Source organism: Alloprevotella tannerae ATCC 51259, from assembly GCF_000159995.1.
Classification (GTDB): Bacteria; Bacteroidota; Bacteroidia; order Bacteroidales; family Bacteroidaceae; genus Alloprevotella; species Alloprevotella tannerae.
In genome coordinates, this window is the sequence record NZ_GG700642.1 from 763,737 (window position 1) to 789,154 (window position 25,418).

The 25,418-nt window shown below is 48.6% G+C and carries 21 protein-coding genes; 10 read left to right on the forward strand and 11 right to left on the reverse strand.

Annotated features, from left to right (window positions below; all coding sequences use genetic code 11):
* The first annotated feature begins 314 nt into the window (after window positions 1-314).
* The 3 genes from GCWU000325_RS03160 (at window position 315) to GCWU000325_RS03175 (ending at window position 6,285) form a co-directional block, all read left to right on the forward strand.
* Window positions 315-2,279 carry a choice-of-anchor J domain-containing protein gene (locus GCWU000325_RS03160; protein WP_006254631.1) on the forward strand — a complete coding sequence of 655 codons (1,965 nt, stop codon included), beginning with the start codon at window positions 315-317 and terminating at the stop codon, window positions 2,277-2,279.
* Between the two features lie 205 nt (window positions 2,280-2,484).
* Complete coding sequence (gene metG, locus GCWU000325_RS03165) at window positions 2,485-4,527, forward strand: methionine--tRNA ligase (protein ID WP_006254633.1); 2,043 nt, start codon at window positions 2,485-2,487, stop codon at window positions 4,525-4,527.
* Window positions 4,528-5,337: 810 nt separating this feature from the next.
* Window positions 5,338-6,285, forward strand: a complete 948-nt coding sequence (locus GCWU000325_RS03175) for a LuxR C-terminal-related transcriptional regulator (RefSeq protein ID WP_006254636.1) — start codon at window positions 5,338-5,340, stop codon at window positions 6,283-6,285.
* Here GCWU000325_RS03175 and GCWU000325_RS03180 read toward each other — a convergent pair.
* The 7 genes from GCWU000325_RS03180 to GCWU000325_RS03215 form a co-directional block, all read right to left on the reverse strand.
* The gene (locus GCWU000325_RS03180; protein ID WP_006254637.1) at window positions 6,282-6,908 is read right to left on the reverse strand and encodes a Crp/Fnr family transcriptional regulator; all 627 of its coding nucleotides are present in this window, start codon (window positions 6,906-6,908) and stop codon (window positions 6,282-6,284) included. The genes GCWU000325_RS03175 and GCWU000325_RS03180 overlap by 4 nt on opposite strands.
* 263 nt (window positions 6,909-7,171) lie before the next feature.
* On the reverse strand, window positions 7,172-7,651 hold the full coding sequence (locus GCWU000325_RS03190) for a hypothetical protein (RefSeq protein WP_006254639.1): 480 nt from the start codon (window positions 7,649-7,651) through the stop codon (window positions 7,172-7,174).
* An 18-nt stretch (window positions 7,652-7,669) separates the two neighbouring features.
* Entirely contained in the window at window positions 7,670-8,866 is a 1,197-nt protein-coding gene (locus GCWU000325_RS03195; protein ID WP_006254640.1) for a C10 family peptidase, read from the reverse strand.
* 374 nt (window positions 8,867-9,240) lie between these two features.
* Window positions 9,241-10,023 carry an ABC transporter permease gene (locus tag GCWU000325_RS03200; RefSeq protein WP_006254642.1) on the reverse strand — a complete coding sequence of 261 codons (783 nt, stop codon included), beginning with the start codon at window positions 10,021-10,023 and terminating at the stop codon, window positions 9,241-9,243.
* Entirely contained in the window at window positions 10,016-10,693 is a 678-nt protein-coding gene (locus GCWU000325_RS03205; protein ID WP_006254643.1) for an ATP-binding cassette domain-containing protein, read from the reverse strand. The genes GCWU000325_RS03200 and GCWU000325_RS03205 overlap by 8 nt, the downstream gene beginning before the upstream one ends.
* A 24-nt stretch (window positions 10,694-10,717) precedes the next feature.
* Window positions 10,718-11,716: an ABC transporter substrate-binding protein gene (locus tag GCWU000325_RS03210; protein ID WP_006254644.1), complete on the reverse strand. Its 999-nt coding sequence runs from the start codon at window positions 11,714-11,716 to the stop codon at window positions 10,718-10,720.
* An 80-nt stretch (window positions 11,717-11,796) separates the two neighbouring features.
* The gene (locus GCWU000325_RS03215; protein ID WP_006254645.1) at window positions 11,797-13,959 is read right to left on the reverse strand and encodes a heavy metal translocating P-type ATPase; all 2,163 of its coding nucleotides are present in this window, start codon (window positions 13,957-13,959) and stop codon (window positions 11,797-11,799) included.
* A gap of 823 nt (window positions 13,960-14,782) precedes the next feature.
* Here GCWU000325_RS03215 and GCWU000325_RS03220 point away from each other — a divergent pair.
* Entirely contained in the window at window positions 14,783-15,073 is a 291-nt protein-coding gene (locus GCWU000325_RS03220) for a hypothetical protein (protein WP_154646563.1), read from the forward strand.
* 12 nt (window positions 15,074-15,085) lie between these two features.
* A complete protein-coding gene (locus GCWU000325_RS03225) occupies window positions 15,086-16,444 on the forward strand; it encodes a caspase family protein (protein ID WP_006254648.1) in 1,359 nt (452 codons plus the stop codon).
* A 201-nt stretch (window positions 16,445-16,645) separates the two neighbouring features.
* Here GCWU000325_RS03225 and GCWU000325_RS11905 read toward each other — a convergent pair whose 3' ends face one another.
* Window positions 16,646-16,849, reverse strand: a complete 204-nt coding sequence (locus tag GCWU000325_RS11905; RefSeq protein ID WP_006254649.1) for a hypothetical protein — start codon at window positions 16,847-16,849, stop codon at window positions 16,646-16,648.
* 11 nt (window positions 16,850-16,860) lie between these two features.
* The gene (locus tag GCWU000325_RS10920; protein ID WP_006254650.1) at window positions 16,861-19,494 is read right to left on the reverse strand and encodes a calycin-like domain-containing protein; all 2,634 of its coding nucleotides are present in this window, start codon (window positions 19,492-19,494) and stop codon (window positions 16,861-16,863) included.
* Between the two features lie 311 nt (window positions 19,495-19,805).
* Here GCWU000325_RS10920 and GCWU000325_RS03235 point away from each other — a divergent pair, with 311 nt between their 5' ends.
* Both GCWU000325_RS03235 and rpsO read left to right on the forward strand, forming a co-directional pair.
* Window positions 19,806-20,690, forward strand: a complete 885-nt coding sequence (locus tag GCWU000325_RS03235) for a lysophospholipid acyltransferase family protein (protein ID WP_006254652.1) — start codon at window positions 19,806-19,808, stop codon at window positions 20,688-20,690.
* 105 nt (window positions 20,691-20,795) lie between these two features.
* Window positions 20,796-21,065, forward strand: a complete 270-nt coding sequence (rpsO, locus tag GCWU000325_RS03240) for a 30S ribosomal protein S15 (RefSeq protein ID WP_006254654.1) — start codon at window positions 20,796-20,798, stop codon at window positions 21,063-21,065.
* 577 nt (window positions 21,066-21,642) lie between these two features.
* Here rpsO and pyrE read toward each other — a convergent pair.
* On the reverse strand, window positions 21,643-22,275 hold the full coding sequence (pyrE, locus tag GCWU000325_RS03245) for an orotate phosphoribosyltransferase (protein ID WP_006254656.1): 633 nt from the start codon (window positions 22,273-22,275) through the stop codon (window positions 21,643-21,645).
* 63 nt (window positions 22,276-22,338) lie between these two features.
* A complete protein-coding gene (gene prmC, locus GCWU000325_RS03250) occupies window positions 22,339-23,142 on the reverse strand; it encodes a peptide chain release factor N(5)-glutamine methyltransferase (protein ID WP_040599256.1) in 804 nt (267 codons plus the stop codon).
* Between the two features lie 12 nt (window positions 23,143-23,154).
* On the opposite strand from prmC, the gene ribD reads away from it, so the two are divergent.
* The 3 genes from ribD (at window position 23,155) to GCWU000325_RS03265 (ending at window position 25,402) form a co-directional block, all read left to right on the forward strand.
* Entirely contained in the window at window positions 23,155-24,123 is a 969-nt protein-coding gene (ribD, locus tag GCWU000325_RS03255; protein ID WP_006254658.1) for a bifunctional diaminohydroxyphosphoribosylaminopyrimidine deaminase/5-amino-6-(5-phosphoribosylamino)uracil reductase RibD, read from the forward strand.
* Between the two features lie 117 nt (window positions 24,124-24,240).
* Window positions 24,241-24,792, forward strand: coding sequence for a hypothetical protein (locus GCWU000325_RS03260; protein ID WP_154646564.1), 552 nt, complete (start codon window positions 24,241-24,243; stop codon window positions 24,790-24,792).
* Between the two features lie 19 nt (window positions 24,793-24,811).
* Window positions 24,812-25,402 carry a hypothetical protein gene (locus GCWU000325_RS03265; protein ID WP_006254660.1) on the forward strand — a complete coding sequence of 197 codons (591 nt, stop codon included), beginning with the start codon at window positions 24,812-24,814 and terminating at the stop codon, window positions 25,400-25,402.
* The last annotated feature ends 16 nt before the right edge of the window (window positions 25,403-25,418 follow it).

Consider the following 25,418-nt stretch of genomic DNA (forward strand, 5'->3'; position numbering starts at 1 on the left):
GAAAACGCCAACTGATTTGCCATAAAAAAACAGATATTTATGGTTTAACAAATTGTTTATTACTAATTTTGCATTTGCCATCCGGCCTTACAAAGGCACAGATACGCTCTAAAAAGAAAGCGTCGAAAGTCAGCCGTAAGCACGACCAACAACAAGAGAGAATGGAATTTGAAACACACATGTGCTTTTAAGCCTTACCCGCACTATCGTAGAGGCATTAACGCAATAATAAATAGAAAAGCACACCACTGACAAAAACGCAACCCAACTACTTACTCGCAACGCTTTCCTACGTTGCACAATACGCTACAATTATGAGAAACCATTTATTCAGCAGTAGATACATAGCCATCATCGGGCTGTTTATCGCTATGTTTGCCCTACCTGTTCAGGCGCAAAACGTTCTGCTCTCAGAGGACTTTGAGAACGTCATACTCGATGAAAACGAAGGAGAGAGTACACAAACGCTACCGGCCGGATGGACGAAGATCGACGCCGATAAGGATGGACAAAATTGGTTCATCTACTATACCGAACCCGGCGGTGTAGGGCAAGGACACAACGGCGGAAAGTGTGCCACATCGGCTTCGTTTGACAAGGCTACGCAGCAGGCGATCCATCCGGACAATTATCTTGTTTCGCCGGAGGTGAAAGGCGCCGTCCGCGTAACTTTCTATGCCTGCGCGCAGGACGCGGATTATTCGAAAGAGCACTTCGCCATCTGCGCCTCTACGACAGGTATGGAAGCCGGCGACTTTAAAATTATACAAGAATGGACTATCAGCGAACTTCCAACATCAGCGCCGGGCAAGCACTTGAAAGATCAGACGGCATGGAAGCTTTTCGACATAAATCTGCCCGAAGGCACAAAATACATCGCCTTCCGACACTATAACAGTACAGACCAATATTGTGTCAACATAGACGATGTAACGGTCTATGGTAATCAGGCTATAACTACCTACGGCTTCAAAGTGGGCGGTATGGAGGTAACTTCAGGCAATGCCCTAAACATTTCTCAAGTGGGTGGATTCTCCGTGGTAACAAAAGGCAAACTTACTTACGATGATGCATCTAAAACGCTGACACTAAAGGATGCTACGATTGCGCTCCCCACTGAAAGCGAAGAGGCCGGACTGGAATTCTTGGGAAATCAAGCTTACACGATCAAGCTGGAAGGTAACAACCAAATCCTGACTACGCGCGGCTGGGCCATTCGCGGGCAGAAAGGCGCACTGAACATCAAAGGGCCGGGCAAATTGATCGTTATCATGTCTGACTCGCTCAAGGGTATTATGACGCAAGGCGATTTGTATTTTAGCGATAAATCTAAAGTCATTGGTGCAATGCCTATCCTGACTGAACAAGGCGGAAAAATCTACGTCGACGACGCTTATATTCATGCGAAAAACGAAGACAGTGGTTTAGCAATAGCCTCGGAATTAAACGGCGGAGGCAATATAAGCCTGAGAAACGTCAAAGCTTACTATCAAGGTAAGGAAGCGAAAATAGGAACTTACGAAGGCAAAAAAGGGGAAGCCACGGCTCAATACCAAACATTCCTTTTCGACAATAAGCCCTGCGAAGAAATTATCATACAAAATCTTGGCCCGGACGGTGTCATCTTCGAAGAAGACTTTGAAAGCGTAACCTTAGACCAGGAAGACGGACTCTTCTCTTTCAATATGCCTTATGGCTGGACTACAATCGACGCCGACGGCGATTTGGCTACTTGGGTAACTATTGGCGATGGCCTCAATGGGGGTAACTGCGCTACGTCTGCATCGTGGAAGAACAAAGGGCTTACGCCGGACAACTTCTTGATCACGCCGGAACTCTACGGGGCGATGCGTGTCACGTTCTATGCTTGCGCACAAGATAAGAAAGTCGTAGGCGATCACTTTGCCGTTTGTGCTTCTTCAACAGGACGCGAAAAGGACGACTTCACGATTGTGCAAGAATGGACTACCGGCGAAGAAGCTGCACCGGCACCGGGTGCCCACAGATTAGACCAAGGCGAATGGAAGCTCTACGATGTTAGCTTGCCGGCCGGCACGAAATATATTGCCTTCCGTCACTTTAATACCACGGATAAGTTCCGCATCAACATTGACGATGTAAAAGTCTATGGCGACATAACGGGCGTAAGCCACTTGACTACTGAAGCGCCGGCAAGACCAGGTATCTATACCCTTAGTGGCGTGAAACTCAACGACGAGTTGAAAGATCTGCCAAAGGGTATATATATCGTCGACGGAAAGAAAGTCGTAAAGCTGTAGCATTCCTCTTTGAAAAGATTTTGCCGCTTCACGAGGCGCATACAGACAAACTTATGCGCCCCCATCGGGCGGGAACACATAAAACAAATTCAACGTATTGGCGGATAATTTTGATATTTTCTCTACCTTTGCGTATTGAAAGTTAACAACAAAGCGAGAAGACGACCGCTTAGGCCGCTCTTCTCGCCTTAATTCTTTTTTCTACATGACGCAAAAGACCTTCAATCGTACGCTGATCACAGCTGCATTGCCCTACGCCAATGGCGGGGTCCACATCGGCCATTTGGCCGGCGTCTATATCCCTTCGGATATTTACGCCCGCTATCTGCGCTTGCGCAACAAGCCGGTCCTTTTCATCTGTGGCTCAGATGAGCATGGCGTACCCATAACGATTCGCGCCCGCCGTGAGCATTGCACACCGCAAGACGTCGTAGATCGCTATCACAAACTGATTAAAGATTCCTTTGAAGCCTTCGGCATCAGCTTCGACATTTATAGTCGCACGACGAGTGCCGTACACGAAAAAACGGCCACCGAGTTCTTTAGAACGCTCTACGATAAAGGCGAGTTTATAGAAAAAGAAAGCGAGCAGTACTACGATGAAGAAGCCAAGACATTCTTGGCCGACCGCTACATCACGGGAGAATGCCCCCACTGCCATAAGCCCGGCGCTTACGGCGATCAATGCGAAAATTGCGGCACGGCGCTTTCGCCCCTCGAACTCATCAATCCGCAATCGGCCATCAGCGGTTCAAAACCCGTTCTGCGCACCACGAAACACTGGTATCTGCCTTTAGACAAACATCAGCCGTGGTTAGAGAAATGGATCTTGGGCGAGCACGCCGATTGGCGCTCCAATGTCATCGGTCAATGCAAGAGTTGGTTTGATATGGGCCTACAACCGCGCGCCGTCAGTCGAGATCTTGATTGGGGCATCCCCGTTCCCGTCGAGGGCGCTGAGGGTAAGGTGCTCTACGTTTGGTTTGACGCACCGATTGGTTATATTTCCAATACGCGCGAACTGCTTCCCAACGATTGGGAGACGTGGTGGAAGTCAGACGACACGCGTTTAGTCCACTTTATCGGCAAGGATAACATCGTCTTCCACTGCATCGTCTTCCCCGCGATGCTGAAAGCCCACGGCGAATATGTCTTGCCCGACAACGTGCCCTCCAACGAATTTCTGAATCTCGAGGATCGCAAGATTTCGACCTCGCGCAATTGGGCCGTTTGGTTACACGAATATCTCACCGACTTCCCGGACAAGCAGGACGTCTTGCGTTATGTGCTCACGGCCAACGCTCCGGAGACGAAGGACAACAACTTTACGTGGAAGGATTTCCAAGCCAGGAACAACAACGAGTTGGTAGCCGTCTACGGAAACTTTGTAAATCGCGCACTCGTATTGACCCACAAATACTACGGTGGGGAAGTGCCGGCCTGCGGGACGCTCCTGCCCGAAGACGAAGCTACGATTGCTGAGTTTAAGGATGTAAAAGATAAGGTTGAATACTTGCTCGACCACTTCCGCTTCCGCGATGCGCAGAAGGAGGCTATGAATCTCGCCCGCATCGGCAACAAATATTTGACTGATGCTGAGCCTTGGAAGGTCATCAAGACGGATCCCGAACGCGTAAAGACGATTTTATATATTGCACTCCAACTCGTGGCCAATCTGGCTACGGCTTTCGCGCCCTTCCTGCCTTTCAGCAGCGAGCGTTTGCGCCGCATGCTCAAGCTCCAAACGCTCGATTGGAGCAGACTGGGCCATACGGATCTCCTTCCGGCCGGTCATCAAATCGACCAAGCCGAACTCCTCTTCGAAAAGATTGAAGATGAGGTGGTGACGGCTCAGGTAGAGAAGCTCAAAGCAATGGAAGCAGCCAACGAAGCTGCTGAAAAGAAGGCCGAACCCATCAGTGCGGAGACAACGATCGACGAATTTGCGAAGATGGACTTGCGCGTAGGCACGGTCTTAAGCTGTGAGCGCGTGCCGAAGAGCGACAAATTGTTGCAATTCAAGATTGACGACGGGCTCGGCGGTCGCACAATCGTTAGCGGCATTGCCAAGTTCTACGAACCAGAACAGTTGGTCGGCAAGCAAGTTGTCTTCATTGCCAACCTCCCGCCCCGAAAATTGCGCGGCATCGTCAGCGAAGGAATGATTCTGAGCGCTCAAAATTTAGACGGCTCGCTCTCCGTGCTCACGATCGACCGCCCCGTAGCGCCGGGTTCGCAAGTGGGATAACGCCGGCGCCTGTTGCCGCCTACCAGCTTGCAGAATAGTAATCAAAAGAGGCGGCAATGAGAAAAGCGCAAAGGGATCTGCCTTGACGCAAATCGGCCTTTCAGGACCTACACACTTATTACGCATCGCCGGATGCACTTATTCGTAGGAGAATATGCTCATTAAAAGCACATTCTCCTACGTTTCTATCGCGAAGGCCAAGATTGACGATTCACAGATCACTATTTTTTATGATTCCATCTGCACCGGCGCGCAACAAATAAGGGAAAAGGCGCATCAAGGCCTCTTTATAGTAAACATCAAAGCGGTAAAAACCGGAACAAACAGTAAATGTATCGAGCGAAATGAAATACGCTTCATCTTTAGTGTCTCGTTTCTTAATGTATATCAGCAACCACGCCTTCTAACAAGGCAATAAGCATCTCGCAAGTAGCGATGAAAACAAACTAATAAAGTATGAGAGAGCTTGAAACTGCAGTATTCTTGGAAAATCACACGGCTTATTTTGCTACCATAAAGACTTTTGCAGCCTTTATCTTCCGCAAAAATACCATCTACCAAGATAAACGAAAAGAAAGCAAACAGTTTGTATGGAGGAGGTCACCTTATGCGCATCTATGAAAGAAGTACCTTTGGTATCTTCCAACCATACTCACTGTCTGTTTTCATATTGCAAAGATACTTGCGTAAATGCCGTTTATCAATACTCAAAAGTAGGTAAATTAAAGCTTTACAGCTAAATACAAATGCAAACCAATTGCTTATTTCGTTTTTTTTTTCGATTTTTGCTTCTCAAATTTAGGGACATAAATGAAAAGCCAGAAAATCTACGAGCCGGACGACAAAATGTTTTCTCTGATTAGAGACAACTATAATATCCTGCAAAGCCTCGGCAGTTTTGGGATAAAAATTGGTTTTGGCGACCGCACGGTTAGCGAAGTCTGCCAAAGACAAGGCGTAGATACTTATACCTTCCTTGCAGTTGTTAATTTGGTGATCAATGATTACCTTGGCGTCAAAATTGATGAGCATATTTCTATGCCCACCTTGCTACATTATCTCAAGGCGAGCCATCAATATTATCTCGGCTTCCAATTGCCCACCATTCGGCGCGAACTGGAAGCGGCTTTGGAGGCGGAAGATAATTTGGCCAAGTTGATTCTCAAACTCTACGACAATTACTCGGCCGAGATTCATCGGCATATGAAGTATGAGGAGAAGGAATTGTTTCCGTATGTAACGGCTTTGCTCGAAGGCGACTTATCAAAGAACTTCGACATCGACACTTTCTCGCAACATCATAGTCAAGTGGACCGCAAACTTCGCGAATTGAAGGACATTATCATCAAATATCTGCCCACCGATGATATGCACAACAATCGCTTGATGGCTACGCTCTACGACATCTACAACAACGAGGAGTGGTTGCGTCAACATTCCAAGGTCGAGGATATGATTTTTATTCCCGCGATCAAATTCTTGGAGAAATCAAAGCGCAAAAACGTACTCACAGAGAAGATCTCTTCGCTCGTAAGCAATAAGGAAGAGGAACTAAGTGCGCGCGAACGCGACGTCATCATCAGCATCGTGCAGGGGATGTCCAACAAGGAAATTGCTGAGCATTTGTGTATCTCGACAAATACCGTCATTACGCACCGACGCAACATCGCTCGAAAATTGCAGATCCATACGCCGGCCGGTCTGACCATTTATGCCATCGTCAACGGCTTGGTCGACATCTCCTCGATTCAGGCTTAAGATCTTTCACACAATATATATACATTGCCCTGACGCGCCACGCGCCCTTCAGCCACCAACTCGCTCAAGACGCGTGAGAGCGACGGACGCTGCACGCCCATCCGCAGGGCAACGGCTTGCACATTCTCAAGCCGACCACTCGTTTGCAGATATTTTAGCACGCGTGAGCGCAAACTTTGCAAGGCAAATTCATCTACCTTTTTGGCTAAAAACAAACTACGATCGGAAATGATGCGCAGAAAGTTGCGCAACACTTCCGGCGAGCGCTGCATAAAGGTCAAAAAGGCATCGCGATTGATCACCAAGATCTCGCAGGGCGTTTTCGCCATCACGGTTACGGGAAACGTATTCACCGAAGCGTAAATAAAAGCAGGCGCCAAAATATCCGTAGCGTGCAATTCGTCCATCTTCAATTCTTTTCCTTCAGGGTTCACCATAAAGGCTTCAGCCACGCCCGACGCAATCACACTAACCGAGCGGCACGCTTCACCGCGGCGAGCGATGATATCGCCGGCGACGTAATGACGCATGTTATTGGGCGCAACGGATAAAAAATCGCGGAGCTCTTCAGCGGAAGTGCCAAGGAAAAGGGAACTTTCCAAAATATCTGAAACGTCTATCATACCTGCTTTTGTCTTATTTCTTTGCTTTCATCTCGCTGCGTAGCCGCCGCTCGGGCGGCCGCGTAGGATCATCGACAAAGTTACGGATTACGGCCGATTCGTCACAATCTTCGATGGAAATAATCACGCCTTCCGCCCTTGTTGAGCATCCCCCCTTTTTAGGTAATTTTCACTTGTGCCGCAAAGAAAAATATTGCCCGCTTGCGCCCATTGAGGTAAAATCGGCGCAAGCGGGCTCGCATAAATAAATGCTTTATTGCTGTTTATTTTATCATAACATGTGTCCCCATAACGAACGCTTCCGGGGCGGTAACGCGGCAAGCCATCGTATACCCCTTCGAAGGGCCTAAGGCGGAGACTTTATAGCCAATCTTCCCCTTCTTCATCGTAATCCTTTCTACCATACACCAATTGTAAATGACCAACTTGCGGATATTGCCATCTTTCTCAAATTCTGCTTCCCCTAAGTCTTTTGAATAGACGCCTGCCGTCTGCGTCACTCGGGTTAGGAGCTTTTCGCCTTTGTAAATAGCCACGCTTTTCATATCAAACGTTTTATATCCGAGGGCGTAAAATGTATCCGGCTGCATCCCTTCTTGGATAAATATCGTATCGTTGCCTCTTTTATTGGTCACAATATATTTATCACCAACTAATTCAAAGCGATTACATGCACCCAAACACGCGATAGTAAGTAAAAGAAATAGAGCAACAAGCCCGAAATTAGATTTTTGAAGTTTCATATTATTACCTTTTAAACATTACCAATTCTTCTCTGTCTCATAGGTAAAGGAATAAAAACGGATACGATAGGGATATTTTTCCTGCCAATCTTCCCCTTTTCGCACAAAAGCATCGTCCCAAGTCTTATTCGTGCAAAGGATATAGGCATTTTTCCTATATGTGTATTCACCATCCTTTTTACTATCTCCCCATCCATAATTAAGATGCAAATAATAAGGGTGACTTCGATCTTTATACTTTATATATCCATCAGCAAGAAATGCATGTCCCTTTTTGTATTTAGATCCTCCGAGAAATTTTTTTATTTTTTTGAGATAAGCACACACAACAATAGCTCCATGACGAGTTTTAAGCACATCTATTGCATGAGGTGCATCATAGTCTCTAATTCCATATTTTGCAAAAAGAGGTACAAGCTTTTCCACCCTACCACCAGAACTCTTCTCACCATAATCTGTATCAACGCTTTTACCGACAAAACTGATAAGTTTAGCAATCTCAATTGTCGCATCATAGCTCGGGTCCTTTGCAACAATCTCATCCCATGAAGTAATCATATCCATTTTAGGGCGTAATACAGTCAGGGCTTGCGCACCCGCTATTGCAACACAGCCTGCAAGAGCTTGCTTCCCATCTTTAGTATCACAATAGATATTATAAGGTTCTCCTTGATGCCAAACCACTTGGCACTTAGGTTCAAGTTTCTCTTCTATTTCATATCTCCGTCTCATATTATAGTCAACATCATTACTCGGAGGTGGCACCTTTCCATTCTCATCTATAGCTGTGTGCACCACTCCTGCAATTTCTGATACCGAATCTAATGATACGATATTGTCAAACTCACGTTCATCAGGCAGGTATGCAATAGGCCGAACACCCGAACCTTGAGCCGAAACCAACACAACGCCCTGGCTGTCAGTCAAATTAACCGCGAATATACCACTGAGTAATGAATCATTTTGATCCATACTTCGAGTCATAATTCCCGACTTGATGTCTAACTTCAAGATACTTTTCACAGCCAATTGCCCACTATGAGCGGACCGAGTCGGGTGCCCCTCATTCAAAGATTTTGCAAAACTCAACGCAGCTTGCGATAAAACACTAACGTTCTCTTGTGGTTTTTGCAGGTTCGGTTTTAGTTCGTTTTCCGTTGAACAAGAAAAAATAAAGAACAACGTACTTAAGACTAACAAAATTTGCTTTTTCATTGTTTTGGATTAAATGTTTTAAGTTGTTTTCGACCGCAAAGATATAAAGAAAAAAAAAGAAATAGGATAGAAATTCACAAAATAATTTTGCAACGCTCCTATTTTTCGGGCTACCACTTGCTTTTCTCCACCCTCAGCGCCCTATTTCGAACATCGTAAGGATAGATCTTTTAGTTTTTCATCGTGATAAAAAAGGTGTACGCTCACGATGAAAAGATCTTCATCTCACGATAAAAAAGGTCTACGCTCACGAGCGTAAACTTGTCAAGCCAAGTATTGCAATCTAAAAAGCTGTGATGGGGCGTAATTGTTCCAACTTTTCGCGCTAAAATTTCCCATCATCGGGCAGCGCAAAAGCCACGCGGGCGTTTTGCTTACAACGATGGCTGCGGAGAAACGAAGCGCTCGAGATAGTCGAACAAGATAAAGAGAAGAAAACCCGTGAGGGCCAGCATCACAATTGCGCCATACATCGCCGTATAGTCCATTCGCATCCACAGATCTACGATTAAGTAACCCACCCCTGCGTCGGTGCCGTAAGTTTCCGTGACAAACAAGACAGAAATGGCAGTGCCCAGCGCTACGCGCACAGAGGAAAAGAGCGTGGGCGCAATGGCCGGCAGAAGTACGTGGCGCAAAAGTTGGCGCCGATTACCGCGGAGGGAAACGATAACGGCCACATAGCGCTGCGGAACGGCAGCAAGGGCGTCGCGGATATTGACCATCAATTGGAAAACAAGGACCAAGACGAGCATCGTCACCTTGGAGGCGTTACCCAGTCCGCACAGGACCATGATAATAGGCAACAAAATAAGTTTGGGTATGGGGTAGACAAAATATAAAAGGCCGTCGAGCACGTAGCGGAAGGACTTAAAAAAATACATGCCGACTGCGCCGGCCAGCGCTAACAATACGGAGAGGGCCAAACCTATGGCTAAGCGCAGCAAACTCTCGGCTAAATGATGGAAAAGGGACGCTTCGCCGGTGAGCGTGGGCAGGTGTTGGTAAACGACCCAAGGAGCGGGCAGCAAATCGCTTCGCAGAGCTTCGGCGCCGAAGATCCATAGGAGGTGCAGCGTAAGAAAGCCGACGAGAAAGCGCCGCAATTGATGGCCGGTGCGACGCGTGCGGCCGCGCAACAGACGGGGGCTAAACATCTTCTAAGGTGTATTGAAAATCGGGCAACAACGTGAGCAGCTTATGGGCCGCCAATCGGCGCGGCAGCGCGTGGTGCGTCACCATCACGGTCGTCACGGGATATTGTTCGCGCAAAGCAAGCAGGAGTTCGAAGGCCTCGGCCGCTTTATCAGCATCGAGCGCAGAAAACGGCTCATCGAGCAAAAGGAGTTGGGCATCCTGACAAAAAGCACGGGCCAAGGCGGCGCGCTGGCACTGTCCGCCGCTCAGCGTTTGCGGATAGCGGGTGCAAAGATCAGTCAGTTGGAGCGTCTCTATAATATGTCGTTGCGCCGCTTCCGAGCGCATGCGTCCACCAAGCAGCCCGGGCAGCACTATGTTGGCGCCAACGGTCTTCCAAGGCAGGAGTCCGTAGCCCTGCTGCACGTAGGCGATAGCGAGATGCTTATCATTGGCGGCGTATCCACCGATGATGATGCTTCCCGCTGCAGCTGGCAGCAGGCCGGCCAAGGCATTGAGCAGCGTAGACTTGCCAATGCCGGACGCACCATTGATTTGCAGAAACTCGCCCTGTGCCAGCGTGAAAGAAAGATGGGCTATGATCGGCGCATCTTCAGCCGGCCGACCGCCGGACGGCGGCCGATTGATTCGCAAATCGGAGACGGTGAGAAAGGAAGCGGGCGAAGACATGGATTCGTGCGGCGAAGACGTGGATTAGGGCAAGGCCGGCATCGGCACAATGAGCTGTTGGGGCGTCAAATCCTTCTTCAAGGCCTTCTTTTGCTTGAGCCAAGCGATGGCAGCTTGAAGCTCCTCAGTCTTAGGCTGCGTTGCCGGCGTATAATCGGGGACGGGGATGTGCGTAGCCAACTTCTCGGGCGCGCCGGCATAGTCTTTGATCCAACGCGCCAAGGTCTCTGTATCTGCATCGCGCAACTTTTGCACGGCCAAATTATAGCCTTGTAAAAGCAGCGCCAAGGCTTTGTTGTTGCCCTCTTGCGCCAGTTCGCGCTTCACCAAAAGTCCTGTCGCCTCCCATTGATGGGCGGAAGAAACATCGCGTCGGCCACAGCGCCCGGAGGCTTCTGCCATCGTCGCGAAAGGCTCCGGAAGAACGGCGGCGCCAAGTTTGCCTTGCAGCAAAAGTTCTAAGCGCAGCGGAATCTTTTGCACCTCGACGCGGTGTACGATGGCGCCTTTCGCAACTGCGGGCTGCGTAAAACGATCCGTGAGAAAGTCGATCACGGTATTGTTGGAGACGCCGAAAGATGAAGGAAAATCATCTGATTCTGCACCATAGGCCATCCAACTAAAGTCGCCGTCGAGTTTCATGACGAGTCCGGCGTCCACCCCTCCGGCTACCTGCAGCGCAGCGCCGGTATAGTCGGTCACCGTCCCATCCAATTTGCCGGCTTGAAGCGCCGCATCGCGATCGTTGGCAGAGAAAAAGTGGACAATTTCCAACTTTAGGCCGAGCGAATCATAGATGCCGGTCTCTTGGGCCACAGCAAAGGGCAGAAAATCCATAGAACTCATCGCGCCAATCGTGAGCGAGGGCGACGAAGTGGCGTCCTGCGATTTCTTTTTCGGAGCACAGGCCGCAAAAATCAAGACTAAAAGGAGCAAAGGAAGGAATCTGCCAAGCCGCAAAAGGCACTGCGGGAAACCAAAGCCGGAGCGCATCGGCGCGGCATCTGTATTTCTTGTCATCATAGCTTATTGGGGTTTATTCACGATGGGCAAAAGTACGAAGAAATTTGAAGAAACGGCGGCAATAATGGGCCTAAGTACACTCAAGCCCGCCGCAAGCGCAAGCTATTTGCGACTACGCTCACCGAACTCAAGGCCATCGCGGCGGCGGCCAAGCTCGGCGAAAGCGAAAGTCCGAAAGCCGGAATCAGAACGCCCGCTGCGAGCGGAATCAGACAGAGATTGTAAACAAAAGCCCAAAACAAATTTTCCCGAATCACGCGAACGATGCGCCGAGATAGGCGAATGGCGGCCGGAATTTGCGACAAATCACTGCGAATAATCGTCATTTGCGCGACGTCCATCGCGACGTCGCTGCCGCGGCCCATAGCTATGCTCAAATCGGCCGCAGCCAAGGCCGCCGAATCGTTGATGCCGTCGCCGACCATCGCGACGCGGTGGCCCGCCGCCTGAAGTTGCTTCACGTAAGTTGCCTTGTCGGCCGGCAAAACCCCGCCGCAGAAAGTTTCAATCCCCAAGCGCTGCGCCAAAGCCGCAGCCGTGCGCTCGCTATCGCCCGTTAAGAGGTGAACAGCCAAGCCTTCGCGGCGAAAAGCCTTGACCGCTGCGGCCGAAGTGGGCTTGATGCGATCCGCAATGGCGATCACGGCGATCACGCGCGCTGCATCGGCAAAATATATTACGGTATACTCGGCTGAAAAGTCCGTTGCCGGCAGCGCCAAGTTCAATTCCGCCATCCATTTTCGATTGCCGACGCGATAAGTTTGCCCCTGATAGGTGCCCTCAACGCCCATTCCCGTCTTGCTTTGAAAGGCTTCGATCACGGCAGCTTCGACTTCGGCAAAATGACGCACGACGGCGTCGGCCAAAGGATGCTCCGATTTTTGCTCTAAGCCGACGAGGATGCGCATTTGTTCCGCAGTCAGCGCCCCTTGTACCGCTTCGACGTCCGGACGTCCCTCAGTAATCGTACCGGTCTTGTCCAAAACGATCGTATCTATGCTCTTCGCGCGCTCCAAAGCCTCAGCATCTTTCACGAGAATACCTTTCTCGGCCGCGCGCCCAATGCCGACCATCAGCGCAGTAGGCGTAGCTAAGCCCAAAGCGCAAGGGCAGGCCACGACAAGCACGGTTACGGCGCTCAAAAGGGCGCGCGTCAGCGCACTGTCGCCGGGTATATTATCGAAAAGCAGCCAGGCAAAAAAGGAAATCAAAGCAATGAGCATCACGGTTGGGACAAAGACGCCCGCCACCTTGTCTACGAGTCGGCGAATGGGCGCTTTGCTGTTCTGCGCTTCCTGCACTAAGGCGATAATGCGGGCAAGTATCGTCGCATTGCCCACACTTTCGGCGCGGAAGTTAAAGCTTCCCTTTTGGTTGATCGTACCTTCGAAAACCTTACTGCCCACTTGCTTTTCCACCGGTACGGGTTCGCCGCTCAAAAGACTTTCATCGACATACGAACTACCGGCCGTAATCGTCCCATCCACGGGCACTTTTTCGCCGGGGCGCACTACGAGGACATCACCGCTCTGCACTTCGGCGATTTTAATGGTCTCTTGCGTCCCATCGGCCTTTAAACGGATGGTTTCCTGCGGCCGCAAGCCCATTAGTTTGCGAAGTGAAGCGGCCGTCCCATATTTGGCGCGCGCCTCGAGTAAGCGTCCGATCAAGATAAAGGTTATCACGCCGCAGGAAGAATCGAAATAGAGGTGGGCATCGCGGCCTAAAACTTCGGGAAACAAGAGATTGAAGACGCTAAAACTATAACTGATGCCCGTACTCAAGGCTACAAGCGTATCCATATCGGCAGCCCCCTGACGAGCTTGCCGCAAAGCGTTACGAAAGAATTGCCGGCCGGCCACGAAGACTACGGGCGTGGCGAGCAGCCACAACGCCCAGCCGCGCCAAGCACCGCCGGCGGTCATCGAAAGGTAAGTGACGATCACACTAAGCAAGGCTGCAGCCACAGCATTGCGCCGGGCTGTGCGATACTCGCTCCGCTGACGCGTCTCCGTCTCTGTTTTGTTTTGTTGAGTTATGATAAGACGATAGCCGGCCTGATCTATGGCCGCCGCCAACTGCTCTGCGTTCGTCGCTTTCGGATCATATTTTATCTGCACCTCCGCACTGGCAAAATTGCATACAGCTGCCGCCACGCCGGGCTGCTTATTGAGCACCTTTTCCGCCCGCAGCGCGCAGTTGGCACAATGCAGGCCTTCTATGGAGAAACGTTTGGTTATCATAGTCTTTATATTTGTATGTCGCAAAATTACGGCCTCAATTACTGCTATGCCTTACGTTTTCTGCTGAATATTTTTAAGTATTTGCAGAATCAGAGCTGCGCACAGTCTGCTTTTTCCTTTCTCTTTCCGGTTCTTTGCTCCCTTAAACATTATCTAACACCCCTTTTCCTTCTACTCCTCCTTTGAATTTCCGATTCGTTCCTCTTCTATTTCCTCGTACGCTGCTTTTAAGTCCCGCTTCTCTTAGAGACATTCTGCTCTCTCACCTAAGATTTTAGCCACTATATGCGTAGTTAGCCATTCTTTTCTCCGCAGCCACTCGCTTCTTCATGCGCAGACAGTCGAATTTTCACCATGGTGAAAAATAATTAGCACCGTGGTGAAAAATTTGTTTCACCAAGGAGACACTTTCGTTTCACCGTGGTGAAAATTTAATTTATTGCGCACAAAATATAAATTACTTAGGTTTTACTTCTCTATCGCTTAGGTTGGATTTTATATTGCTTAGCTTTTAGCCATTCTTCTCTATGCTCCGCGTTAAATAAAGAATTAGTCTTTACGCGGCAAGAAAGCGATAAAAAAATCACACACAGTGAAGAAAAAACGCAATATTTATCTCCATTGTAAAAATAAATCGATTTTTATTCATAAAAAGTGGCGGTTTTTGGAAAGAATAAATATCTTTGCTGAAAACAGATACTAAGGAACTAACCCTTCAATAAGAATAGGGAATAATTAAAAAGAAAGCGCCATGCCAATAAACAAACTTGCACTAATAGAGCTACTTCAAAATGTACTGTCGAAGGATGCAATCAAACAATCTATGATATTCATAGACACAAAGATCCATTCCGAGGGTACAGAAGTCACCTACCCAAAGACAAACTTCACGTACCCCTACGATGGTTTTATGGTCTTTGTCGATCTAAAGCCCAAACTCAATTGGGGACATGATTGTCTGTATCTATTCATTAAGTCGGACTTGTCACAACTAACCAAGGTGAAGTCAACCCTGCCACCTTATCAAGGGGACTACCCTGAGACATACTCTCTGATTCTCCGTTATGGCTCCAAGCCTAATGACGAACACGACTTTAATCCGTTTAACCTATAAAAAGAACTTAGTATGAAAGTAAAAAAAGACATTCTCAGCAAGATTTCTTCCTCTTTGACTTCTCCCACAAACAGCCGGAGACTTAAGACTGCGAATAGGAGTAACATCTATCTCTATCAAAACACTGTTACAAAAAATTCGGAGTTAAACATTGGGGAAAGGGAAGAATCAGTTGTCGTACCTCGCGACACTGCAGTAGCAACAATCGACTTAGAGCCACTGCTTAATTGGGGCCACCCGTGTAAGCACGTATTATTCGATGCAGAGACTGGCGAAGAATATGCCAGCGTTGACGCCAATCTTCCTCTTAGCGAATTTTACACAGACAAGAAAGCTTTCGAAACAATTCAACAAAATACTCATTTTGAAGAAAAGGAGAGCTTCCAAATGCCTTCTGAAGCAAATAGCTCCGGATTATTGAATATCGAGACAAATTCCCCCACAGGAGAAAGATATGCAATACTCTTTTCCGGTATGTCTAATAGAAGACACACCAACGATCTTGAATTTCTCTACCGCACATTAGTTGATATTTACAAGTTCAAAGAAGAGAACATTTGTGTTCTGAATGAGAACGGCAGCATACATCATGCAGACTGGATATCAGGAGAAAAATGGCCGGGAGATAATACTAACTATCGAATGAAAGTAAAAGGCGCCGGCACAAAGGAGGCTCTCCGCGATGCTATTCGCAATCTCAGAGGGAAGCTAAAGAAAGACGACCTTTTATTGATCCACACAAACAACCACGGTGATAGGGTTAATGGAAATTCTGTTTTATGCTGCTGGCCAAATTGGAAGTCATTTACGACAGACATGTGGGGTGCAGAATTAGCTGCTCTTCCTCAATACAGAACTCTAATAGTTATGATGGAGCAATGCTTCTCGGGAGGCTTTATGGATGTTACCCTCAGAAACTCAACAGCAAAGAGAACGCACTTCGCTGCAGCCTGCAGGGCAAATCGATCATCTATGGGAGGAGCCAACTTTGATCCTTACGCGCTTCAGTGGATTACAGCCATGACCGGCAAAGGGCCGGACGGCTCACGTCTTTTAAGTCGTGTAGATAACAACTGCGACAACAGAGTTTCCGCAATAGAAGCACATGAATACGCTGTTCGCCACAAAGTTGAGTACGATACGCCTGTATCAGGAGGAAGCCCATTCCGTCCAATTGGCAATATCCTGTATTTAGACGAACCAATAGTAGTTGTTGGCAATAGAAATTCAGGAGAATTCCATCAATTTGGTTGTTCATGGGTACAAAAAATGTCTGAAGACAACATGGTTCTCATCGACTCTCCTCAGGAAGCAGTAAAAAGAGGCTATAATGGTTGCTGGTACTGTATGAGACGATATGATACTGATTAAAGACAAAAAGGCCATTAAAATCTCTAAGCCTCAAGAAAAGAAGCCGGCTTTAGGCTGAGCATTCAAACAAAACGCGCCACTACGAAGACAAGCAATCGCTCTCGTAGTGGCGCTAAATCTTTATACTACCCTAATAAATAATGTGCGCCGACCATCAATTGATAGTCGGCGCATAAAGGATATGTGATAAGAACACTAAACTCAGCCTTCCTCTGTCGAATCAGCTTCTTCGACCGTGAAAGTCATTTGATGCGGCGTGCCCAAATGGGTTCTTACAATCGGCTCGAGCGTCTTCTCGTAGTGAGACTTTTCCGTACGAGCCTCGCCGCGAGCCGCCGAAGTCATCAGTAGACTTGTACGGAGTTCAAGTTGGCACAAACGCGGCGTCTGATAAGGTTTAAGCATAAGTCTGTTGTTTATTTTCTGTAGATTTTCTTACCGTCTACGATCTGCAAGCCCTTCGCCGAGCCGTTGGTACGACGCCCGTTCAGGTCATAGCGCGATGCGGATTTTCCATCTCGATCGCTACGCGCCGGACCGCAGACGCCCGTGAGTACACCGTTGATATCCAACTTCAATTCGCCGATAGGTTTCGTCGAAGTAAAGAATGTGCGGAAAGGAGAAACAACATTCGTCGTCATCTTCGTGAACTTCAGATCATCGTAGACGTAAACCTCTGCGGCAGCATCGAGCGTGGAATCTGCATAAACACCCGTGTGTGTGAACGGATCCAACTTAAGGCTGTAAGTCTTCTGCGGTGTGGCCTTCACATCAACATTTGTCAGACGATCAAAAGGATGAATGTCGAATGTTTGCAAAAGGTAGGGCGTATGCGCCGTAGCGTGGGCCGTCTCATTAAAGTTGAGCAAGTAATCATTACCAGCCGTGTTGGTAACTGTAGCAAAGCCGGCTACCTTCATATTGCTTGTCGGCACGTCAAAATCGAAGGGCAGGATAAAGGACGTAGACAGCGTGTTGGCGCCCGTATCAAATACGCGATCGTAAGTGACGCTTTCGGCCGTGAAATCTTGAGGAATAAAGAGCGGAGCGGCATCTTGCAACGCGAAACGCGCCGTGCGTCCACCGACGATAAAGTTGTCGCCGCGCAGAGTCGTCGTTGCCGGCAAATAATACAAGGTATTGTTAACCGCCGGCTGGCCTTGGCGTAAATCTTCCGCCGTCACGTCAGCGCTTATCGCTACTCCGGTCAAGTCGAGATAACTCATTGGGAGGTTGTAAACACCGGCTGCATCGCTCCAAGTATTGTTGAGCGCCAAGAAGCGTGCGGCATACTTCGTCAAAAGGCCTTTCGTCACCTTGAGATTCGCATAACATTTGCGCTGATTATTCGTAGTATCTGCCTGCGTAGGTGCAAGAACGAGCGAGACAAAGTCGACGTGGATGCGCTTAAACATAGCCGCCAGCGTAGGATTAGCCTCCGTCAGGATGTCAATACCGCCTTCGATCAAGTGCTGATCAGCATTGAGCAGATGCAAAGCAACCTTTACGGGTAAATGACCTAAACTCCAACCCATACTACTATTGTCTATCGTGCCGTCGGCCTGATAAGCGGTAAGGCGGATGGTGCGCTGAGCAGCCAAAGTGTCGTTCTGCAAAGGAATATCAGCCACGTGAATGTCACCAACGGGGATACCGGCAAAGCTAAACTGCTTCAAATCTAAATTATACGTGCCGTTACTGTTCTTCGTAACGAGAACGGCGGCATTGTTCAAGGGAATGGGTACGGCGATGTCGTTGGCTGCCGTCAGAGAGACAGAGAGACTGCCCGGATAGTCGCCGCTCTTCGTATCGGCTACGGCGTCGGTAAACTTAAACGTGTAGTCGGTAGTTTTGCTGCCATCAGTTACTTTCAGCGTAATACACTTCTGCGCGTTATCATAGAAAGCGGGCTCAGCAAATTTCCCAAAGGTCGTCTCTAAAGAGTCGTTGACCATCTTAAAGCCTTCGGTCGGTGTCCCTTCAATCACGATGCCCGGCGCATAAGCGTAAGGCAGCGTGTATTCCTTTACGTCCGGCGTAAAGGCAGCAAAAGGCTCGCCGCTGATTTTTACACTTGCAAGCGCAGGCTCTGAGGCTTTGGCGAATTGGATCTCATAGCTATGCACATTATCGGGAGAGACACTGAAGTCGTTGCCCTTTACGGTGACAGTTAAAACGCACGTCTCCGCATTGTAAGTTGTATCGATGATGGCGCCGGCTCCATCGGCCGCAAGCACAAGAGAGGCCGGCTCATAAGTTTCAGTCGACAAATCTACCTGCGCACTGACCGGAACGGCAGCCCCCTTATAAGCGATGGATTTAAGCTGGGAATTGTAGATGAATTGCACGTCATCTATCGAAAATTCATCGTTGTAGGAAGCGCCCGGCGTTTCGTTGGTTGTAAACGAAGCGAGCATATACATTTTCTCCGCGGTCGTGCCCGTATATGTAAAGGCGCCGGCGTAGCGCGTCCACTCGTCTGTAACGGTAGAATAGATCGTCGTCTCGCCAATCAAGTATTTGGCTTTGTTTTCTTCCGTCTCGTGGGGATCTTTGTAATCAATGTCGCCGTGCAAAACCGCGTGGCAGCGACCTGTATAAGTATCATTGCCGCCCTGTCCGCGCTTAAACTTCGCATAGAAAACCAAGGAGTCGGGACGTCCTGCGAACAAGCAACTATTAACACCGGAGCGATTCGTATAATTATAGTTGGCCTTATTGGCCGGCGTACTGCTGCCCATATTTATACAGCCCGTAGTCAGATTGCCATTGGCTTTCGCACCCCAAATACTGCTTGATTTGAGTAAAACAGCATTACCTGTGCGTCCTTCAATCTTGACAGTATTCTTTTTAGAACTATTCTTAGCCACGCTTCCTAAAAAGCCCAAACCGGAAGTATTGGCTGATACGAAACTATACCACCCGTCGCCCGGCTCATTTACGTCTTTCCACGTTTCAAAGCCGGAGTTATTCACTTGAAAAGCCCCCGTTTGTGCACTCAAAGATAAGGCCAAGGCGGCAAAAAAACTTGTCAGTAAAAATTGTCTCATTGATTTCGTCTTACTTTTCTCAGGCGCAAAGATAATATATCTCAGGGTAAACTATTTGGGCATAGTTGTTTTTTACCCACAAAAAAATAAAAGAATCTTTAGTTTTTCTTCTTTGCTGCCGCCCATCAATGTGCCAAGGTCCTAACAAAGAGTAGGTTTCTCAAAAGTTTCGCGGCGACAATACACACATTTATAATTTTGGATTTCTCGGAGCATTACGCTACAAAAGGAGAGCGACGAGGACAACTGAGAGCTTAAATTCCGGACGCTTTATTTTGCACCTAATCGTCCATTGCCTACTTTTGCACCCTATGAAGCACTTCTTAGAAAATATAGCGACAGGCCTCATCCTCCTCCTCTCGAAGTTGCCGCTGCGCCTGCTTTATATATTGTCCGATTTTGCTTATTTCATAGTGCGCTACATCGTAGGTTATCGGCGCGGTGTCATACAACGCAATATTGCAGCCTCATTTCCGGAAAAGACCGCAAAGGAAAGGGAGCGCATTATAAGCGATTTTTATCATTTCTTTTGCGATTACGCCGTCGAAACCATACGCCAGCTCTCGATGCCGGCATCAGAAATGCGCCGGCGTATGATTTTTGAAGGCTTAGATGAGATGCAGCAAGTGATGGAGCAACGCCAATTTGCTTTTGTCTACCTTGGACATTTCTGCAATTGGGAATGGGTCTCCAGCCTTGGTCTTTGGGCGCCTGAAGAATGGCATTGCGCCCAACTCTATCGACCTTTGGAAAATAAAATGTTTGATCGTATCTTCCTGCGTTTACGCTCGCGCTTTGGGGCAGAAAACATCCCGAAAAATGCCATTTTACGCCGTATCGCCGGTTTCAAGCGGGAAGATAAAAAAATTGTGATTGGCTTCATCTCCGACCAGTCGCCACGCCGCATTAACATACACGACTGGGTCGATTTCCTACATCAGGACACGCCCGTCTTTACCGGAACGGAACGCATCGCGAAGAGCGTCGATGCTGCCGTATTCTTTGCTGATATGCAGCGCGAAGGCCGTGGGCGTTATCGCTGTCGGCTTCAAAAAATGTCGGACAATGTGCACACTATCCCCGACTACGAGTTGACGGAAGCTTATATGCGGTTACTCGAAGCGAACATTCGCCGCCAACCGGCCTTTTGGCTGTGGAGCCATAAGCGCTGGAAGCATCAGAGAAATGAAGATTAGGCAGGAAAAATCAAGGAGTTATTTGGTCAGCTCCAATCCTTTACCTAAATTTGCACCGCCTTTTCAGAAAGAAGGCACATATATCTTTATTTATTCAATATCACTATGTACTTAGATTCAGCTAAGAAACAAGAGATCTTTGGCAAGTACGGAAAGTCTAATTCGGACACGGGCTCAGTAGAGAGCCAAGTGGCTTTATTTTCCTACCGTATTGCCCATTTGACGGAACATGTGAAGGCCAACCGTAAGGATCATACGACAGAAAGAGCCCTCGTTAAGATGGTAGGTAAGCGCCGTGCGCTGCTTAACTACGTAAAGCACCGCGACATTGAGCGCTACCGTGCTTTGATTAAGGCTCTCGGCCTCCGCAAGTAAGTTGCAGCCGGCTATGCTGCGCTTCTTTATGCGCACAAAGCCTGCTTGCAAATACTTATTGATTGACAAAATCCCCGCAACGCTTCAAGTGTTGCGGGGATTTTTGCTATTTTACCACTATACAACATAAATGGAAAGCGAGTTGGAAATAATCACTCTCTTATGTGCAAAGAACAGTCCATAGGCGGCGCAAAACTTTCCTATAGGAAAGAAAAAATTGTCTTAGGAGAGAATTTTTCCGATCATAGGAGACAATTTTTTCGATCACCTAAGAAAGTTTCAACACTTTCCTAAGCAAATTTCATCACTCCCCTAAGCGCGACTTTTCCCTGACCTATTTCGAGACATTTCAGTGCTCACACTCTGATTACAAGAGACGCGATAGCGATGTTTTTATCGCATTTAGAGGTCTTTTCTTATATCAAACTCACGTTAGATTAACGAAGACTTCTGCCCATTGGGTGCAGCGCCTGAACGCAAACATCGGCGTCGATACAGAATGTTCGACGCCGATGAAAGTTTTTTTCTTAATGTTCCTACAAGCAGCGAGCCGCCTATATATAATAATGTATAGCCCTTATGGTTTCCACGTAGCCGGCGATTGTCGCCAAGCATTTAAGAGTGGCAAATGGCGCTCTTCAATGTAACCCGTCTGTAGGGCTACTTGAATAACTGCCTCGTAATCGGTCAAGGTTGTCAAATCTACTTGGGCTTGCGCAAAGGCCTCTTTGGCCACATCAAAGCCATACGTGTAAGAAGCAACCATTCCGACCACCTCACAACCAAAGTTGCGCAAGGCAGCAACGGCCTTTAAGCTGCTCCCGCCCGTAGAAATCAGATCTTCTACGACGATGACCTTAGCGCCTTTCTTCACTTCTCCTTCAATCAGGTTCTGCATGCCGTGATCCTTTGCCTTGGAACGCACATAGCAGAAAGGCAGACCGAGCAAGTCGGCTACCAAAGCGCCTTGCGCAATAGCTCCCGTTGCCACACCGGCCACTGCCTCCGCTTGCGGATAGCGCTCGGCGATGACGCGCGCCAGTTCAAGCTTCACAAAACTGCGCAAATCAGGAAAGGACAGCGTCTTGCGGTTGTCACAATAAAAAGGAGAAAGCCAACCGCTAGCCCAAGTAAATGGCTGCTCCGGCTGCAACTTGATTGCCTTTACCGCCAAGAGTTTTTCGGCGAGGAGATGTTTTACAGTTTCCATAAAAAGATATGTGTTTGACTATTGGTGGCGAAGTTACGAAGAAAGCACGTAAAGTGGAGCGCCTCAGCAAGCATAAATAAAGCGATCTTTACCAAATTCGTCTTTGCGGCAAACAATCTGCTGATAACCGGCAGCACGAAAGGCGTCGGCCGTAGCTTGCCGCAGAGCGGCATTGATTTCTACGAAGACCTCTTCAGCCCCCAATTGGGCCAAGGCTTTATAATAGCGCAAGGGATCATCATCGGGCACGAACAAGGCTTGCACCGGCTCAAAATTGACGACGTGGGCGGCCATTTCTGCTCGTTCTTTTTCGCAAATATAGGGCGGATTACTCACCACAACCGTAGCGGACTTCGGCGGCGCAGTAAACAAATCTTGCACCTCAAACTGCACATCAGCGCCCAAGCATTCGGCATTTTTGCAGGCCACGTCGATAGCTTCAGGTGAAATATCCCAAGCGTGCACCGAAGCTTCAGGGCGGCGCAGTTTCAAGCTAATAGCTATGCAACCCGAACCTGTGCCTACGTCTAAGAAATGCTGCCCGCGCGCCGCTTCAGCAGCCCAGCGCACGAGTTCTTCCGTCTCCGGCCGGGGAATGAGTACGGCGGGCGAGACGTAAAATGGTCGGCCATCAAAATAGGTCGCCCCTAAAACATACTGCACCGGCTCTCCTGCGCCCAAGCGACGAAGCATAAAGGCGGCTCTTTCTTGTTCTGCCGTGGATAATTGGCTAACTTTGTCCGCATAAATGTCCGTTTTGCGCCAACCAAAGGCTTCTTCGCAAACTAGAAAAGCAATGGCCTGCGCCTCGCGCGCTTCATAATGAGCAGCAAGGACGGCGAGCAACTGGCGATAAAAATCTTTCACGCTACAAAAGTAATGGAAATAAAAGATATATACATGCATCGGTGCCTCCGCTTGGCGGAAAATGGGCGCCTGTCGGCACCTCCCAACCCGATGGTCGGGGCGGTCATCGTCTATAAGGATCGCATCATCGGCGAAGGTTATCACGCGAAGTGCGGCCAAGCGCATGCGGAAGTTAACGCTATAGCGTCGGTGCGCCCGGATGATCGTCCGCATTTGCAGGACAGCACGCTCTACGTCAGTCTTGAGCCTTGCGCACATTATGGCCGCACACCGCCTTGCGCCCGCTTGATTCTCAATACGGGCATACCGCGCGTCGTTGTAGGCTGCGAAGACCCTTTCGACAAAGTGGAGGGCCGCGGCATTACGATGCTCCGCGATGGGGGTGTGCAAGTGACGGTCGGCGTATTAGAGCAGGAATGTCGCGAACTCAATCGGCATTTCTTTACTTTCCATACGAAGCACCGCCCCTATATTACGCTGAAATGGGCTTCTTCGGCCGATGGCTTTGTAGACAGTTGGCGCGAAGATGAAGCAGCTGCACCCGTCAAGTTGTCGAACGCACATAGTTTGATGGACGTACACCGCCTGCGCGCTTATCATCAAGCCATTTTGGTGGGACACGGGACACTGAAAGCTGATCGCCCGCAACTCAATGTGCGCGATTGGGTAGGCTCAAATCCGCAACGCTTAGTCTTGGGGCACGTGGGCGAAGATGAGTTGCCGGCTGGGTTTACGGCTTATGCTGATGTGGCAACGTTGCTACAATCGCTCACAGAGCAGGGCATCCAGAGTTTGTTGGTAGAGGGCGGCCCTCAAACGCAGCGCGCCTTTATCGAGCGCGGACTTTGGGATGAAGCCATCGAGGAACTCTCGCCACTTACTTTAGGTAGCGGTGTGCCCGCTCCGCGCCTACCGGTCGGCATCCCTCGAAAAGTTACGATGCATTGGGGACACACGCTGACGACTTGGCGCAATAGTTGATTGGAGCGTAAATGTTCTGTTTGCTATGCAAGTCTGACCACGACGACCGACTTTGCAAGCGATTAAACAGCGAGAGCAATACAACAGATGGAGCTGAACGAAGCGATAACGCAAGCTATGTATAGAATAGAACAGATTGGAACAGGACTTCAACAAACAGTTAGTTTCAAGTCGGAAGCCGATGCAAATAGGTATTGGAAATTCTTTGTGGAAAACGAAGACGTTGTTCGCGCTGAATATGTGAATCTCTTGCTGATAGCCGATGTGGGCTATTCGCTTCGTCAGCTTAAGCGTCTTGACTTCTTAAACTGCATTTTACCCATTCCTATTTTCTCTGAAAGATTTGTTGAAAAGAATGCCGAAACACTGAAAGACGACTTACTTTTCTTTCCGTGCAGCGTGCAGAGCAAACACGATATTCTGCCTTTCTATATGGGGCGCATACTGAATATTTCCTCCATTTTGGATGTTGAAAGCTCAGGGAAAAGGCAACTTACTGATGATTCGTGGATTCCCGATGTGCCTTTTGTCTACCACAAGGCCAACAATGACCACTATATTGTGCACGATGCAACACACCGAAGTCACTACGTAGCATCGGAAAGGCTCAGAGAAATAGGCCACAACTATCGGGTGGAATGGTACAAGGTAGCGCTAAACAAGACGTAAAGCCGCAATAAAACAAGCTATGCGTATCGACGAATTCGATTTGTTTACCTTCTCTTATTTCTGCATCCCTTTCGAGCAGATCGCAGCCTTCTTGCAGCAACAATGGGGAAACAACGAGAAATATCGACTCAAGCAGACGCCGTTCAAGCTCGACCTCTTCGATAAAAGCCCACAAAAGGGCGGCGCCCATTTCGAGAAAGCCTACTTCTTCGTGCCTAAGCGTCATCGTGACAAGTGCATAATGGTTTCTAATTATGCCGACGGCCTGACCTCGTGGGTCTACCGAATAACGGAGGCTTTAAGAGGAAAAGCGTACAGCTTCTGTTTGGCGAAGGACAAACAAGCTGATACGATGAATGCCTTTTGCTGCATAGAGCGTGGGCAGAACCTGCGAACGGTCTATACTATGAAGGATCCCAAGTGGACATTTTACAGTCAGGGCGCCGAGCAATTCTTTGAAGAAGCGCACTTGTATCAACAGAAATTGATTCGGAAAAGAATGGATAAGCGCATCCTCATAGCTTATTGCGCACGCTTAGGTCTTGATATTACGGACGATTTGTTTTGGCAAAGCGAGCAGTCGATATTGGTAGAACGAGTAGCGTGGTGAGCCACATTCCGAAAGC